Origin of the sequence: Maribacter aurantiacus (genome assembly GCF_005780245.1) — a bacterium.
Classification (GTDB): domain Bacteria; phylum Bacteroidota; class Bacteroidia; order Flavobacteriales; family Flavobacteriaceae; genus Maribacter; species Maribacter flavus.
The window spans coordinates 95,411-109,963 of record NZ_VBUK01000003.1 but is presented as its reverse complement, the minus strand read 5'-3'; the positions used below and the strand labels follow the sequence as shown (position 1 = coordinate 109,963).

The window sequence follows — 14,553 nt, the reverse complement described above, 5'->3', positions numbered from 1 at the left end:
ATTTTTTTTTAAGATTTCAGTCTCATAATAAGGTGCATTAACTTTGCCAATACAAAGGACCGAGAATAGGACATCTTGACGAAAAAAGGTTTGCTTTCCCGGTATTGTCTTATATAACTGACGTTTTATAGAAGAACCAAGCTAAAAATATTATGAAACGTTATTCTACCCCCACTTCATCTTCTGCAACCGCACCGCATTAAAAATTGCCAATAATGCTACCCCAACATCGGCAAAGACCGCTTCCCACATTGTGGCAAGTCCACCTGCGCCCAGAATAAGCACGATAATTTTTACCCCGAATGCCAAACCGATATTCTGCCAAACAATTTTTCGGGTAGAACGACCGATTTTAACCGCCGTGGCAATCTTGCTTGGTTGGTCGGTCTGTATGATGACATCTGCGGTTTCGATGGCCACATCGCTTCCCAAACCGCCCATTGCGATACCCACATTGCTTGCAGCGAGTACGGGCGCATCATTGATGCCATCACCCATAAAGGCAACTGTGGTGTCAGGTTTTTTTTTCAGTTCTTCAACCTCGGTCAGTTTATCTTCCGGTAGTAGACCTCCTTTTGCCCAATCGATATTCAATTCTTTGGAAACCTTTTGGGTAATGGAATCCTTGTCGCCCGAGAGCATTATGATTTTAGAGATACCCGCCTCTCGTATCTGTTTGATGGCTTGGTGGGCATCTTCCTTCAGTTCATCGGCAATCGTCACGTATCCGGCAAATTTTTTATCGATGGCTACCATTACTATGGATTCGACTATGGTATCGGTTTCAGAGGGAACTTCGATGCCGTTGGAAACCATCAAAGCCTTATTGCCGACCAATACTTGCTTTCCGTTGACCGTACCTTTCAGTCCTTTTCCTGCCACTTCGGAAACTTCGGTCGCTTCAAAATCGGCACCATCGGCCTTATATTCCAGAATTGCCTTTGCAATGGGATGGGTGGATTGTTCTTCCATCGCCATCAGATATTGCATAAATTCCGCTTCTGCAAAAGCGGATTTGTTGACCACTTCCTTAATCTTGAAGACCCCTTTGGTAACTGTACCCGTTTTGTCCATTACCACGGTATTTACCTTGGTAATCGCATCGAGAAAGGACGCACCTTTGAACAAAATCCCGTTGCGGGATGCCGCACCTAATCCGCCAAAATAGCCCAAGGGAATGGATATGACCAAGGCACAGGGACAGGAAATTACCAAGAAAATCAGAGCGCGGTAGAGCCAATCCCTAAACACATAATCGTCCACGAAGAAATAGGGCAAAAACGTCAGTCCGATGGCAAGGAAAACCACGATGGGTGTATAAATTCTGGCGAATTTTCTAATGAACAGCTCCGTTTTAGATTTTCGGGCGGTAGCGTTCTGAACCATATCCAAGATTCGGGCGATGGAACTGTCCTTAAATTCTTTGTTAGTCTTTACTTCAATGACCCCATCCAAGTTGATGCTTCCTGCATAGATTTTTTCGCTCTTGGCAATGGTATCGGGTTTGCTTTCACCGGTAATGGCAGCCGTGTTCAGCGATGCTTTTTCTGAAAGTAAAATGCCGTCCAAAGGAATTTTTTCGCCTACGCGAACCTGAATTCTTTCACCAATCTCGACCGTTTCGGGATTGACCGAAACAAAATCCCCATTTCTATAAACCAATGCTTCATCGGGTCGCGCATCCAAAAGTGCCTTTATATTTCCCTTCGCCCTATTTACCGCAGCGTTCTGGAAGAGTTCGCCCACGGCATAAAATAGCATTACGGCCACACCCTCGGGATATTCGCCTATGGCAAATGCCCCCAAGGTGGCAATGGACATCAAGAAAAATTCCGTAAAGAAATCACCGTTCCTGATACTGTTCCAGCCTTCTTTAATTACAGGAAACCCAACGGGAATGTAAGCTACAGTGTACCAAATAATCCGCACCCAGCCCCTGAAGAATGGGAACGTATCGAAATAATCTATGGCAATGCCCGTAATCAGCATTAAAAAGCTGAAAATGGCGGGCAAGTAGGTCTTAAAATTGGATACCTCTGCGGCACTGCTATGGTTATGTCCGTCATCGTGACTGTGCTCACCTTGATGTTCTTTCGGGTCTAAATCCCGTAAGTTTACTTTTTTCTTTTTCATTGCGTTTTTCGGTATTTATTTAAAATTTTGGCTATGTCTTCGGGCATTTCCATTCTTTTCAATGGTGGCACATCGCTTCCACCGGTATTTCCAATGGGTACGTGGTCGATAAATGATTTCCAACCACCAACCAAAAGTCGCAACACCTGACCCAGAACTTCTTTTGTGTTTCGCTGGCGTAACCCGAATTTTAACATTGACCAATGGGTATAGGTATGTTCCAACGGGTAGGATTGACCGAGAATATGGGAACGTTCAAGGTGATGCCAAGCTTGGGATGAATTTCCACTATGTAATGAAGAACGATATAGGTTCAGTTCATCTAAATAAAATGCTCTAAGGCCTATTGGTATGGTGGTATTAAATTTCATTATTTATTATTCATTTTTAAAGTGCAAGGTATGTATCTGACCTATGCAACGGAAGTGCATTATTGTCCGCTGCATTTGTCACAAATACCCTTCAGTACCAAATTGGCATCCTCTGCCACAAAGCCTTCTGGCAGATTGATATGTGGAATCTTATGTTCGGTCAGGCAAACGGTCTCATCGCAATTGTTACAATGGAAATGCAGGTGCAAATCTTGTTCAAGGTTACAATCGCAACCAGGCTCACAAAGTGCATATTTTTGTATGCCTGTACCATCATCTATTTGGTGCACAATTTTCTTTTCTTCAAAGGTGCGCAACGTTCTATATAAAGTCGTACGCTCTGCTTTCGCGAAAGCGGCTTCAATATCTGTCAATGATATGGCTACTTCCTTTTCTGCCAAATATTTATAAATCAATAACCGCATCGCCGTCGGGCGAACGCCATTTTCAGTGAGTCTTTGTTCTATTTTTTTCATTTTATAATTGTCTGTATTAATGTCCGTGTTCTTCCGCTTCGCCCTTTTTTAGTTCCGCCATTAGGTAGTAGGCGTTGTTATAGGCGTATTGTGTGTTCGGTTCTTGTTCGCTCAAAAAATCAATGGCAATCCAATCGCCATCGTGGGTGCCTTTGGTGATTTCAATGGGTTTGAATGACCAATCGTCACCTTCCTTTTCTGCCGAGAATACAAAGAATCTCTCGCCATCGGCTGCTATGGCAGCTTCGGGCATCGCCTTAGTTTGTGTATTTTCCGTTTGGATGCGCCCCTGAATGTACATCCCGGGAATCAGGTTGCCTTCCTTGTTCTCGATTTCAGCGTGTACGTGAATAGCCTTCGGATTTTGTTCAAAGGTCTTTCCTACGGAATAGATTTCGGCAGTCAGTTCCTTTCCGGGAATGGGCTGTACATTGAAAACCACTTTTTGCCCTTCTTTCACCTTATGGACATCCTTTTCGAAAACCATCAAATCTGCGTGTACGTGATGGGTGTCCACAATTTCCATAAGGTCGGTCTGTGGTTCTACGTACTGCCCAGTCTTAATTTCTACTTTTTGGACGAATCCTTCAATGGGGCTTCTAAGAGATACACGCTGATAAATTGTACCGTTTCTTACGCCTGGTGCGCTGATACTCAACTGTTGCAGTTGCGCCTCAAGACCTTTTACCATACTTCGGGATGCCTGGTATTCGGCTTCTGCCTTTTGAAAATTGGCACCGCTGCCGACACCTGCATCGTACAGGGTTTTTTGCCGCTCATATTCCTTTTTAAGAAATTGACTATTACTGAAAGCATTGAGGTAATCCGTTTGTTTCTCGATGATATTGGGGTGGGACAGATAGGCGACCGTTTGCCCCTTATTAACCTTATCACCCTCGATAACTTCGATGGATACCACGTTGGCACCTACTACCGTTGTGATGGTGGCCTCGTTCTGAGGTGGGACTTCCAACTGCCCGTTGGCTTGCACATAACCGCTCATATTCCGCATTTGCAGGGTGTCGATTTCCATTTGTAGTGCATCGAACTGTTTAGCTGTGAGCATTACTTCCTCGGCTTCACCCTCGGAATGTTCTTTTTCCATTTCCAGATTGGCATTTTTATTCCCTGCGGTTTCTTTGTTGGAATCGCCACAAGCGGTCAACGCCAAAAGCATCGCCAACAAACCAATAGCTGTGTATTTTGATAGATTCTTCATTTTATTATTTGAAATATTGTAGTGCAAAAACTGATTTTAGATAATTGTCGAGCGCGTCCAGCGCATCCATTTCCGTCTGTATGGCATCCCTAATAATTTGGGTGAATGCGGCATAATCCACGGCACCTTCCTTATAGGCTAATAACGCACCCTGTCGCTGTTCCTCGGCAAGCGGTAAGGCCTTGTCCTTATAGAATCGCCAGGATGCTTCCCATTTTTGATACGCTTGTACAGCTTGTCGATATTCCGATTGCAGTTGGCGTTTGGTAAAGTCCGCATTGGCTTTTGCAATTTCACTTTGGATTTTGGCTGCCTTGGCCTGACTGCGTTCTGTACCAGAAAACAATGGAAGGGATATTCCTGCCTGATAAGTGTAGAATCCGTTACTGCCATTCACCCGTTGCAATCCGCCCTGAAGGTTGAGATTGGGCAACAAATCGGAACGTTCAGCTTGGTAGCTGGATTGGGCTTCCTCAATCCGCTTTCGCGAAAGTTCCAGTTCTGGATGGGTTTCTATGGTTGATGGAATTCCCAGTACTGCCATTTCATTTTCATCAAGGGTGTCGGGAACAGTATAGAACGTGTCGGAAACCAACCAAAGATTAAGCTTCTGTAGGGCAATGGCATAGTCACTTTCGGCCTGTTGAAGTTTATTGTTGATTTGTAATGCCTGATTGGTTGCCGATGAATATTCCAAACGTGAAATGGCCTCTACCTCGTAATTCAGTTCAATCGCCTTTTCAAATTGCGAGTAGATGGAATCCAGTTCACGATACAGTTCAAATTTCTGCCGTTGCTGATAGGCCTGTGACCAAGCTTTTTTGACTTCCTGTTCCACTTGCAATGCGGTAAAGTCAAGTGCGGTTTCCGCCAAGGCGATACGCTGTTTTTGCAACCGCTTCTTCGCACCGATACCGAACAGGTTGATATTCTGTTGAACCACGCCAACAAGGGTATAAATGCCCTGACCATCAGAAACTTCCTCACCACCGGTAAACACTTGGGTATTCCCTAAATCATAGGCCGTACCTTTTAGGGCGTTCTGCTTTTGAATTTCCAGTTGTTTTGTTTTCAATAGCGGATAGTTTTCTTTGGATATTTCTACCGCTTGTTCCAATGAAACAACAGGTAATGTATCGTTCTGCCGAACTTGTTGCGCTTCCGCTTTCGCGAAAGCAAAAAAGAAACAGACCACCGCAGAAGCGGTTACGATTTTCGGATTGACCTTTATCTTGCGTTCCGAACGTCTTTCTACCCATTGATAGAAAATGGGAAGAATGAATAGAGTCAACAAGGTGGATGTAATCAATCCACCGATAACGACCGTTGCCAACGGTCGCTGAACTTCTGCCCCTGCCGATGCGGAAATTGCCATTGGCAGAAACCCAAGGATATCGGTAAAGGCCGTGAGCATAATGGGGCGTACCCTTCTTTTTGTTCCTTCAACGATTCGCTCTTTTAGGTTTATAACGCCTTCCTCTTTCAGTTCGTTGAATCCGCTAATCATTACCAATCCGTTCAGTACGGCAACCCCAAAAAGCACGATAAAGCCAACCCCTGCGGAAATACTAAAGGGCATATCCCTAAGCCAGAGAGCGAACACGCCACCAATAGTCGCCATCGGTATGGCCAGATAAATCATCAACGTCTGCGGAAAGGATTTTAATGCAAAATATATCAGGATGAATATGAGTAATAGCGCAATAGGAACCACGGTCTGCAATCGGTCACTGGCCCTTTCCAGATTTTCAAAGGCACCACCATAGCGGATAAAATAACCTGGGGGTAAATCGAGGTTTGCATCCAGCTTGTCCCTTATCTCATTGACCAGCGATTCCACATCGCGACCACGTACATTAACGCCTACATAGGTTCTGCGATTGGTATTGTCCCTGCTTATCTGCATCGGTCCCGGTGTGTATTCGATGGCCGCCAGTTCGTGAAGTGGAATTTGTGAACCGTTCGGTAGATTGATATAGAGATTACGGATATCGTTGATATCGCTTCGGTTCTGCTCATCGAGTCTTACCACCAAATCAAAACGCTTTTCACCTTCAAAAATGACCCCTGCGTACCCACCTGCAAAAGCGGATTGCACCATCATATTGAGTTGGTCGATGCTTACGCCGTATTGGGCCAGTTTGTTTCGATTGTACTTTATCGTCATCTGCGGTAAGCCCGATGTGGCTTCTGCCCGCATATCGCCTATACCTTCAGTACCTGCGATGATTTTGGTAATCTCGTCCGCTTTGGACGCAAGTACATCGATATCCTCACCGTATATCTTAATGGCAATATCCTCACGGATGCCTTCCAATAGTTCATTGAACCGCATTTCGATGGGTTGCGTAAATTCATAATTGACACCAGGGATAATGCTCACCGCATCCTTCATCTTGTCAATAAGTTCATCCTTGGATTCGGCAGAAACCCATTCGTCCTGCGGTTTCAGGATTACGAATACATCGGCAAAGTCCATAGGCATTGGGTCGGTAGGCACTTCCGCAACACCGATACGGCTAACTATTTTTTCCACTTCGGGAAATTCGGCCTTTACGATGCGTTCTATTTTTGTGGTGGTCTCGATGGTCTCGCTCAATGAGCTTCCGGGTTTCAAAATAGCGTGGAAAGCAATATCGCCCTCGTCCAATTGCGGTATGAACTCACCGCCCATTTTAGTGAACGTGAAGATAGCCACGGCAAAGATGGCCACCGCAATACTAACGACCCATTTTCCTTTTTCCAAGGCATTTAACAATAGGGGCTCATACTTGCGTTGTACCCAATGTACAAAACGGTCGCCCCACGATTTCTTTTCCTTTTTTGGCGGTTTCAGGAATAATGCGGACATCATCGGCACATAGGTCAGACATAAAACCATTGCACCAATCATCGCAAAGATGAACGTAAGTGCCATAGGCTGGAACATCTTGCCCTCGACACCTTCCAATGCCAAGATGGGTAGGAAAACGATAAGGATTATCAGCTGTCCGAAGAAGGCTGCGTTCATCATTTTTTTGGATGCATCGGCTGCAATTTCGTCACGGTCTTTCTTATCCAAAGATTTCTTTTTAAGCACATAACTGGCCATAAGAAATACACTCGCTTCCACGATAATGACCGCCCCATCTACGATAATACCAAAGTCGATTGCACCCAAGCTCATCAGGTTCGCCCATACGTCAAAAACATTCATTAGGATAAAGGCAAACAATAGGGATAGGGGAATGGTCGATGCCACAATCAGTCCGCCACGCCAGTTCCCCAAAAGAAAGACGAGTACAAAAATCACGATGAGCGCGCCTTCCAGAAGATTGTTGCGTACCGTGCCCGTTGTCTCACTTATGAGTTTACTTCTATCCAACAAGGGTTCGATGACCACGCCTTCGGGAAGTGATTTCTGGATTTCCGCCATCCTATCCTTAACGCGGACAATGACCTCGTTTGAGTTTGCGCCTTTGAGCATCATCACCAGTCCACCGACGACCTCGCCTTCGCCATCCTGCGTTAATGCCCCATAGCGAACGGCGGAACTGAAGCGTACATCGGCCACATCGTTTACGGTGATGGGCACACCATTTTCATTTTTAATAACGATTTTCTTGATGTCATTGAGGTTGCGTACCAAACCTTCACCCCGAATGAAGTTGGCCTGGTGGTTCTTTTCGATGTAGGCACCACCCGTATTCCTATTGTTTGCTTCCAAAGCTTTAAATACATCGGTAATGGTAAGCCCGATAGCCTTCAATTCGTTGGGGTCAACGGCCACTTCATATTGTTTAATCTTTCCACCTATCGCATTGATTTCAACGACGCCAGGCACCATCGCCATTTGTCGTTGTACAATCCAATCCTGCATCGTGCGCAAGTCGGCAAGGGAATACTCGTCCTGAAACTCAGGCTTGACCTTTAAGGTGTATTGGTACACTTCGCCCAAACCAGTTGTAATAGGTCCCATCGATGGCTGGCCCAATTCCTCTGGAATTTGCTCGCGTACCTCAGTCAGTTTTTCGGAAACGAGCTGGCGTGGCAAAAAGGTTCCCATATCATCGTCAAAAACTACCGTTACCACCGATAGCCCGAATCGGGAAATCGAACGGATTTCCTTGACATCGGGAAGGTTGCTCATCGCCACTTCCACGGGATAGGTTACGAACTGTTCGATATCCTCTGTACCCAGATTGGGCGATTGCGTGATGACCTGTACCTGGTTGTTGGTTATATCCGGCACAGCATCTATGGGAACTTGGGTCATACTGTAGATACCGGCACCGATGAGTGCCAGTGTAAGCAGACCGATAATAAATTTGTTATTGATTGAAAAATCAATGATTCTGTTAATCATAGATTTAGGTGTTAATTCAGTTAAAAATGAAATTGTGCTTTCCCTTCGACTGCGCTTTGGACAGGCGCGCAAGGCAAATACACCATTTGAAGTTTCCTAAAGCTGAAAACTTCAAAACTGGATATAGTAATCCTGTAAAACTGAATTAAACCTGCGGGGGCTGAAAGAGAGAGAAAGTAATATCCTTACCGATACTGTCGAAGTGGGAAAAGTTATCCTGTGGAATGGTCGCTTGAAGCGGTTCGAAGTTAGCAATACCAAAGTGTATCGTGTGAACGTGACAGCAGTGGCACTGGCAGAACGGTGAGCAAAGTTCGCAATCGTCACCGTGGTCACCATCAAAATCAACTATTGAAACGGTTTGGGAATCGTCGGCGACATCACCAACATCGCTACAAGGCACCACATTGAGCGCCAAGAAGTAAATCGATAATATGATTGCCAAAACTTTCACGATGCAAAGATAACAGAATTTCGGTGCAACAGGGTTGCAAAGTCCTATTTCAACGAATCAATCACACTACCGCACGTTAACATTGCATCACCATAATAAGGATTACGGATTTCTTCTTCGGTGCTCAACCAAACCGCACCTTTATTGTTGTTTGCCATTGGGCATTTTTGAACGTATAGGGGGTTGTCAATGCTTTCGAGATTCATTGCTATTGCAACCAAATTTTCATTGAGAATGACGAAATGACTACGTTGGTTTTCTAAATTAGAATTACTTGCAATGGCATCCAGCATTTCAATACTTTTGGATAGATGGGTTTTGAGCATTTTGTCCAAATCTTTTTGTGATATCACCTTCATTTTTTCGGAAGATACTTTCGCAAAATCGGAAACTTTTTCTGCATTACTCGCTACCAAAGCATCTTTGAGTTCAAGGTATGACGGCAAAGCCTTCACAAACTGTTCTTGAAAAGAAGTTGAAAGTGACATTTCCATCGCCATCATTTCTTTCTCTTCTTCAGTACTTTGATTCATCATCGATTTCTTCCCCTGCAATTGCGCAGCTGCATCTACGGTAAAAGTGCCATTGGTCACAATCTCATCGCCATTTTTTAAACCGGATGTAACCGTAAACATATCGCCATTGCGATTGCCAAGAGTAACTTCCCGCATTTCAAAAACAGGTTCGTTGGCGTTGGTTTTGATGTACACCAAAGACCGTTCACCCGTCCACATCACAGCACTTGCAGGTATGGTCAGGTTTGATTCCGTATTTACCGTTGTTCCTTCTACTTTGCCAGTTACGAACATTCCGGGTTTTAGCATTCCATCGCTATTTTTGAGATTGGCCCGAACGGTTACGGTGCGGGTTTGGGTATTCAGAACAGGGTCTATAAATGAGACCGTTGCATCAAATTCCTTATTTGGATAAGCATTTGTCGTTACTGAAATTTTCTGCCCTTTTTTAAACTCTGAAATCTGGTTTTCGTAGGCATCAAATTCCGCCCATACAGAGTTTAGGTTACTCACCTTTACAATGGGCTGTCCCTGTTTTACATAGTCGCCTTCGGCAGCCATTTTTTCTGAAACCGTTCCGGATACGGTCGCATAAATCGGAAAGTTCTCTTTGACCTTGCCGGATTCCTCTATGCTATTGATTTGGGCTTCCGAGAGTTTCCAAAGTTTCAGTTTGTTGCGTACCGCCTTGTATAGTGAGGGTTGCGATTCTTTTAGCGAAGCCGCAGTAATCAATTCTTGCTGAGCAGCTATCAGATTAGGTGCATAAATGGTTGCCAACAATTGCCCTTTTTGTACTTCCTGACCTTCAAAATTGACGTTGAGCCGTTCAATTCTACCATCGAAATAACTGGCCTGCACCGCATTTTCTTCCTCGTTCATCTTGATTTTTCCCGAAAGGGAAATCATATTCTCATCATCTACAGAAGCATTTCCCACGATGGATGTTTGGATGTCCGCCAATGCCATCGCATTTTTGGTCATCTTTATTTCGTTCATTGCAAGTCCATCAGCACCTGATTCCGCAGGAATTAAATCCATTCCGCAAATGGGACAATCACCTGGTTCGGGTTGCATAATCTGGGGGTGCATCGAGCAGGTCCACATTTGACCTTCCGCTTCTGTGGAATGGTCGTGCTTATCTGTCATAGATTCTTCCGATGAGCCACCGAAAATGAGCCAACCACCAAGCAGTCCGACAACGACTGCAATAGCGATATATATGAAATTCTTGTTCATAGCTATTTATTTTTCGTTCTGTAATCGTTCAATCATTTCTTTCATTTCGGCAATTTCCCTGCGCTGTGCCTTGATGATTTCTTCTGCCAGTTTCTTCACCTCTGGGTCTTTGATGTCCGCTCGTTCACTGGTCAATATAGCGATGGAATGATGCGGTATCATTGCTTTCATCCATAGTACGTCACCTACTGTGGATTTTTGGTCGCGAACCAAGAACAATGCCCCAAAAAACAAGACCAAACTACCTAAAAGAATGGCAATATTCTTTTTCTTGTCGGTGTACATCTTCCGCATAAAAAACCACATAATGACTGCCATTGCTGCTATGCCCAGACAGACCATATAGAAGCGCGTTAGGCTGAACCATACGTGGTCGAGTTTATAGGTGTTGAGATACATTGTGATGTACATTGCTACAAATGAGCAAGCCAGCATCATAAAAAATGTTCTGTATTTTCCTTTGTTTGCGTGTTTTGAATGTTCCATAGTTTTTGAATTTTTGGTGTTATTTGTTTCTCTTTTTTATTTTTCTGATTGTTGGTGAACTGATATACCATAACAAAAACCCGCTCAATACGGTAATCAATCCAAGTAGGGAAAAGGCACGTAGTACGGTTGTATTGAAATCGTCGCGACCTTCATAATCCATCGTATGGGTCATCCATAGAAAGTCGAACCAACGCCAATCCCGATGACGTAGCGTTTGGAATGCGCCATCTTTTTCGGAAACGTAGGCCTTGATGTTTTTAGGTGTTTCATAGCTGATGACATAGGCCGGAAGCGGTCTGCCACGATACTCGCTATGGCTGCCTACTTGCTCGATGCGCTCGATTCCTTTTACTTGAAGTTCCGGCAACATATTCCGTTCAGCGATTTTCAGAGCTTCACTTTCTGAGATTACTTTCTTTACTTTGCCTGTCTTGGCATCAAAGAGCTGTTTGTCATTAATCCAGTAAAAGGGTTTACCACCGATTTCCCGAAGTTCTACCGAGACTATTGCTTCTTCAAGATTCACTTCGGATGGACTTATCAAACTTGTAAAAGCAGATGCCTTTACTGGGTCTTGCCGAAATTGGTCACCGTGTATTTCGTCAATGTCTGTCCAACTAAAATACATCCCACTTATCGTCCACATCAAGAACTGGATGCCCAAGAAGATGCCCAAATAGCGGTGTACCTTTCTAATTTTTATCGCTGTTTTTCTTTTTACCATATAACTTAATCAATGTTTGAACCTTTAAGCCTAAGCGAATTGGCTATGACCGAAACCGAACTGAAACTCATCGCCAAAGCAGCTATCATTGGTGATAGTAAAATCCCAAAAAATGGATAGAGCAATCCCGCAGCAATGGGTATTCCCAAGGTGTTGTATATCATCGCAAAAAACAGATTCTGCTTAATGTTTCGCATTACCACATCGCTTAAATTTCTTGCCTTGACAATACCGTGTAGGTCGCCTTTGACCAAAGTAATGGCAGCACTTTCTATGGCCACATCAGTACCCGTTCCCATTGCGATGCCTACATCGCTTTTTGCCAAAGCAGGTGCATCATTGATACCGTCACCTGCCATCGCCACGACTTTTCCATTTTCTTGTAGTTTTTCAACTTCCTGCAATTTGTTTTCGGGAAGCATTCCCGCTTGAAAATCTGCAAGATTGAGTTCGTTGGCCACTGCCTGAGCTGTATCGTGGTTGTCGCCCGTGAGCATAATCACATCGATTCCCTTGTCCTGTAATTCCTTGATGGCCTTGGCACTCGTTTTCTTAATTTTATCACCAATTACTACATAACCGACAAGGTTTCCATCAATCGCGAGATAGGAAACGGTTTTGCCCTGCTTTTGGAAGAATTGGGCTTTTTCTTCCATTTCTTTGGAAAGCGTCGCCTTTGCATATTCCATCATTTTGGCATTTCCTAAAGCCACCTTTTTACCGTTTACATTACCTTCAACACCTTTACCGGTTACGGCATTGAACCCGTCGGCTTTTAAGAAATCAGCTTTTTGTTCTTTGCCGTATTTGATGGTGGCTTCCGCAAGGGGATGCTCACTTTGATTATTCAGGGAAACAATGTATTGCAGTACTTCGCTATCGCTGAAACCGTTATCAAAAGACCCCATTTTTTCCACCGTGGGTTTTCCTTCGGTAATCGTTCCCGTTTTATCCACGATAAGGGTATCTACCTTATCCATTTTTTCAAGTGCCTCTGCATTCTTGATGAGCACCCCATTTTGTGCACCCTTACCCACACCGACCATCACGGACATCGGTGTTGCCAATCCCAATGCACAGGGACAGGCGATAATCAAAACGGCAATGGCATTGACCAAGGCATACACATAAGCTGGTTCTGGTCCCCAAATTGCCCAAATCCCAAAAGTGATTACGGCGATGATGACCACGATGGGCACAAAGTAACCTGAAACGGTATCGGCCAGTTTTTGGATAGGCGCACGGCTACGACTGGCATCATTGACCATTTGGATGATTTGTGAAAGCAAAGTGTCGGAACCTACCTTTTCCGCTTTCATAAGGAAAGACTGGTTGCCGTTGATAGTTCCGCTACTGACTTTATCATCGGTTGACTTGTTGACTGGAATGGGTTCGCCCGTTATCATCGATTCATCGATGGATGTTTCGCCTTCGGTGATAACACCATCAACGGGAATTTTATCGCCCGGTTTTACCCGAAGAATATCGCCCAATTCAATTTGGTCGATGGCCACTTCCTGTTCCTCACCATCCACGACTTTAACTGCCTTATTTGGCGCCAGTTTTAAAAGTTCCTTGACCGCGGAATTTGTCTTGCTATGGGCTCGGGCTTCCAATAGTTGGCCAAGTAAAACTAACGTGAGAATGACCGTGGCCGCTTCAAAATACACGTGTACGGTGCCCGCTTCGGTCTTGAACTGGTCTGGGAAAAAGTCCGGCATCAGCATCCCGAATACACTAAACAACCAAGCTACACCAGCACCGATGCCAATGAGCGTGAACATATTGAGGTTCCACGTTTTTATGCTTCGATAAGCACGCTCGAAGAACATCCAAGTGGCATAGAACACCACGGGTAGGGAAAGTGCAAACTGAATCCAGTTCCAGTATTTCAGTTCCAAAATATCGTATAGCGGATTGTTGCTGACCATTTCGGACATCGCAATGATGAAAATAGGCAGTGTAAAGGCCGTGGCTATCCAGAACTTTTTGAGCAGTTTTTTATAGGTTTTTTCCTCTGCGGACAAATCTGGCTTCATCGGTACCAAGTCCATCCCACAAATGGGGCAGCTTCCCGGTTCATCCTTTACAATTTCAGGATGCATTGGGCACGTCCATTGTTCGCTGCGGGAACTGGCGGAAAAGCTTTGCTCTTCCACCAAATCCATTCCACAGACAGGGCAATCGCCTGGCTTGTCATAAGTATTATCGCCTTCACAGTGCATCGGGCAGTAGAACGTTCCGGTTCCCTTGCCTTTTGGTTTTTGCTTTTTCGCTTTCGTACTTCGACTATGCTCAGTATTAACTTTAGCCGAATCATCCTTGTGATGATGTTTGCCAGATTTGTGAATGCTATACGAACCACCATCTTGCTTTAGAGCTTCCTGAAATGATTCGATAGGAATATGCGATTCCATTTCAATGACCGCTTCAGATTTTTCCAAATCGACCAATACATCAATTACACCGTCCACTTTAGAGAGCGTTTTCTCGACGTGGGTTCTGCAACCGTTACAGGTCATTCCGTGTATGTGATAGGTGTGTTTCATTACTTTACTAATTTGTGTCTGTTACGGAAAGGGTTACTA

Annotated in this window: 10 protein-coding genes; all 10 read right to left on the bottom strand. The window is 44.5% G+C overall.

Going from position 1 to position 14,553, the window contains the following annotated elements; genetic code table 11:
- Nucleotides 1-165: 165 nt before the first annotated feature.
- On the bottom strand, nucleotides 166-2,133 hold the full coding sequence (locus tag FEK29_RS07490; protein WP_138257809.1) for a heavy metal translocating P-type ATPase: 1,968 nt from the start codon (nucleotides 2,131-2,133) through the stop codon (nucleotides 166-168).
- A complete protein-coding gene (locus FEK29_RS07485) occupies nucleotides 2,130-2,504 on the bottom strand; it encodes a DUF3703 domain-containing protein (RefSeq protein WP_138257808.1) in 375 nt (124 codons plus the stop codon). Before FEK29_RS07485 ends, FEK29_RS07490 begins: the two co-directional genes overlap by 4 nt.
- 59 nt (nucleotides 2,505-2,563) lie before the next feature.
- Nucleotides 2,564-2,980, bottom strand: coding sequence for a Fur family transcriptional regulator (locus FEK29_RS07480; RefSeq protein ID WP_138257807.1), 417 nt, complete (start codon nucleotides 2,978-2,980; stop codon nucleotides 2,564-2,566).
- 16 nt (nucleotides 2,981-2,996) lie between these two features.
- Complete coding sequence (locus tag FEK29_RS07475; RefSeq protein WP_138257806.1) at nucleotides 2,997-4,199, bottom strand: efflux RND transporter periplasmic adaptor subunit; 1,203 nt, start codon at nucleotides 4,197-4,199, stop codon at nucleotides 2,997-2,999.
- Nucleotides 4,200-4,203: 4 nt separating this feature from the next.
- Nucleotides 4,204-8,544 carry a CusA/CzcA family heavy metal efflux RND transporter gene (locus tag FEK29_RS07470; protein WP_138257805.1) on the bottom strand — a complete coding sequence of 1,447 codons (4,341 nt, stop codon included), beginning with the start codon at nucleotides 8,542-8,544 and terminating at the stop codon, nucleotides 4,204-4,206.
- A 145-nt stretch (nucleotides 8,545-8,689) separates the two neighbouring features.
- Nucleotides 8,690-8,998 (bottom strand): DUF6660 family protein, encoded by a 309-nt coding sequence (locus FEK29_RS18175; protein ID WP_138257804.1) that lies wholly within the window; start codon nucleotides 8,996-8,998, stop codon nucleotides 8,690-8,692.
- Between the two features lie 44 nt (nucleotides 8,999-9,042).
- Nucleotides 9,043-10,752, bottom strand: a complete 1,710-nt coding sequence (locus FEK29_RS07460; protein WP_138257803.1) for an efflux RND transporter periplasmic adaptor subunit — start codon at nucleotides 10,750-10,752, stop codon at nucleotides 9,043-9,045.
- A 6-nt stretch (nucleotides 10,753-10,758) separates the two neighbouring features.
- Nucleotides 10,759-11,238, bottom strand: coding sequence for a DUF305 domain-containing protein (locus FEK29_RS07455; RefSeq protein ID WP_138257802.1), 480 nt, complete (start codon nucleotides 11,236-11,238; stop codon nucleotides 10,759-10,761).
- A gap of 19 nt (nucleotides 11,239-11,257) precedes the next feature.
- Nucleotides 11,258-11,965 (bottom strand): PepSY domain-containing protein, encoded by a 708-nt coding sequence (locus FEK29_RS07450; RefSeq protein ID WP_138257801.1) that lies wholly within the window; start codon nucleotides 11,963-11,965, stop codon nucleotides 11,258-11,260.
- Between the two features lie 5 nt (nucleotides 11,966-11,970).
- The gene (locus FEK29_RS07445) at nucleotides 11,971-14,514 is read right to left on the bottom strand and encodes a heavy metal translocating P-type ATPase (protein ID WP_138257800.1); all 2,544 of its coding nucleotides are present in this window, start codon (nucleotides 14,512-14,514) and stop codon (nucleotides 11,971-11,973) included.
- Nucleotides 14,515-14,553: the final 39 nt, after the last annotated feature.

What these genes read in the sequence shown, in the direction of transcription:
- FEK29_RS07490 (WP_138257809.1), bottom strand. Translation starts at nt 2,133, where the DNA reads ATGAAAAAGAAAAAAGTAAACTTACGGGATTTAGACCCGAAAGAACAT.
- FEK29_RS07485 (WP_138257808.1), bottom strand. Translation starts at nt 2,504, where the DNA reads ATGAAATTTAATACCACCATACCAATAGGCCTTAGAGCATTTTATTTA.
- FEK29_RS07480 (WP_138257807.1), bottom strand. Translation starts at nt 2,980, where the DNA reads ATGAAAAAAATAGAACAAAGACTCACTGAAAATGGCGTTCGCCCGACG.
- FEK29_RS07475 (WP_138257806.1), bottom strand. Translation starts at nt 4,199, where the DNA reads ATGAAGAATCTATCAAAATACACAGCTATTGGTTTGTTGGCGATGCTT.
- FEK29_RS07470 (WP_138257805.1), bottom strand. Translation starts at nt 8,544, where the DNA reads ATGATTAACAGAATCATTGATTTTTCAATCAATAACAAATTTATTATC.
- FEK29_RS07460 (WP_138257803.1), bottom strand. Translation starts at nt 10,752, where the DNA reads ATGAACAAGAATTTCATATATATCGCTATTGCAGTCGTTGTCGGACTG.
- FEK29_RS07455 (WP_138257802.1), bottom strand. Translation starts at nt 11,238, where the DNA reads ATGGAACATTCAAAACACGCAAACAAAGGAAAATACAGAACATTTTTT.
- FEK29_RS07450 (WP_138257801.1), bottom strand. Translation starts at nt 11,965, where the DNA reads ATGGTAAAAAGAAAAACAGCGATAAAAATTAGAAAGGTACACCGCTAT.
- FEK29_RS07445 (WP_138257800.1), bottom strand. Translation starts at nt 14,514, where the DNA reads ATGAAACACACCTATCACATACACGGAATGACCTGTAACGGTTGCAGA.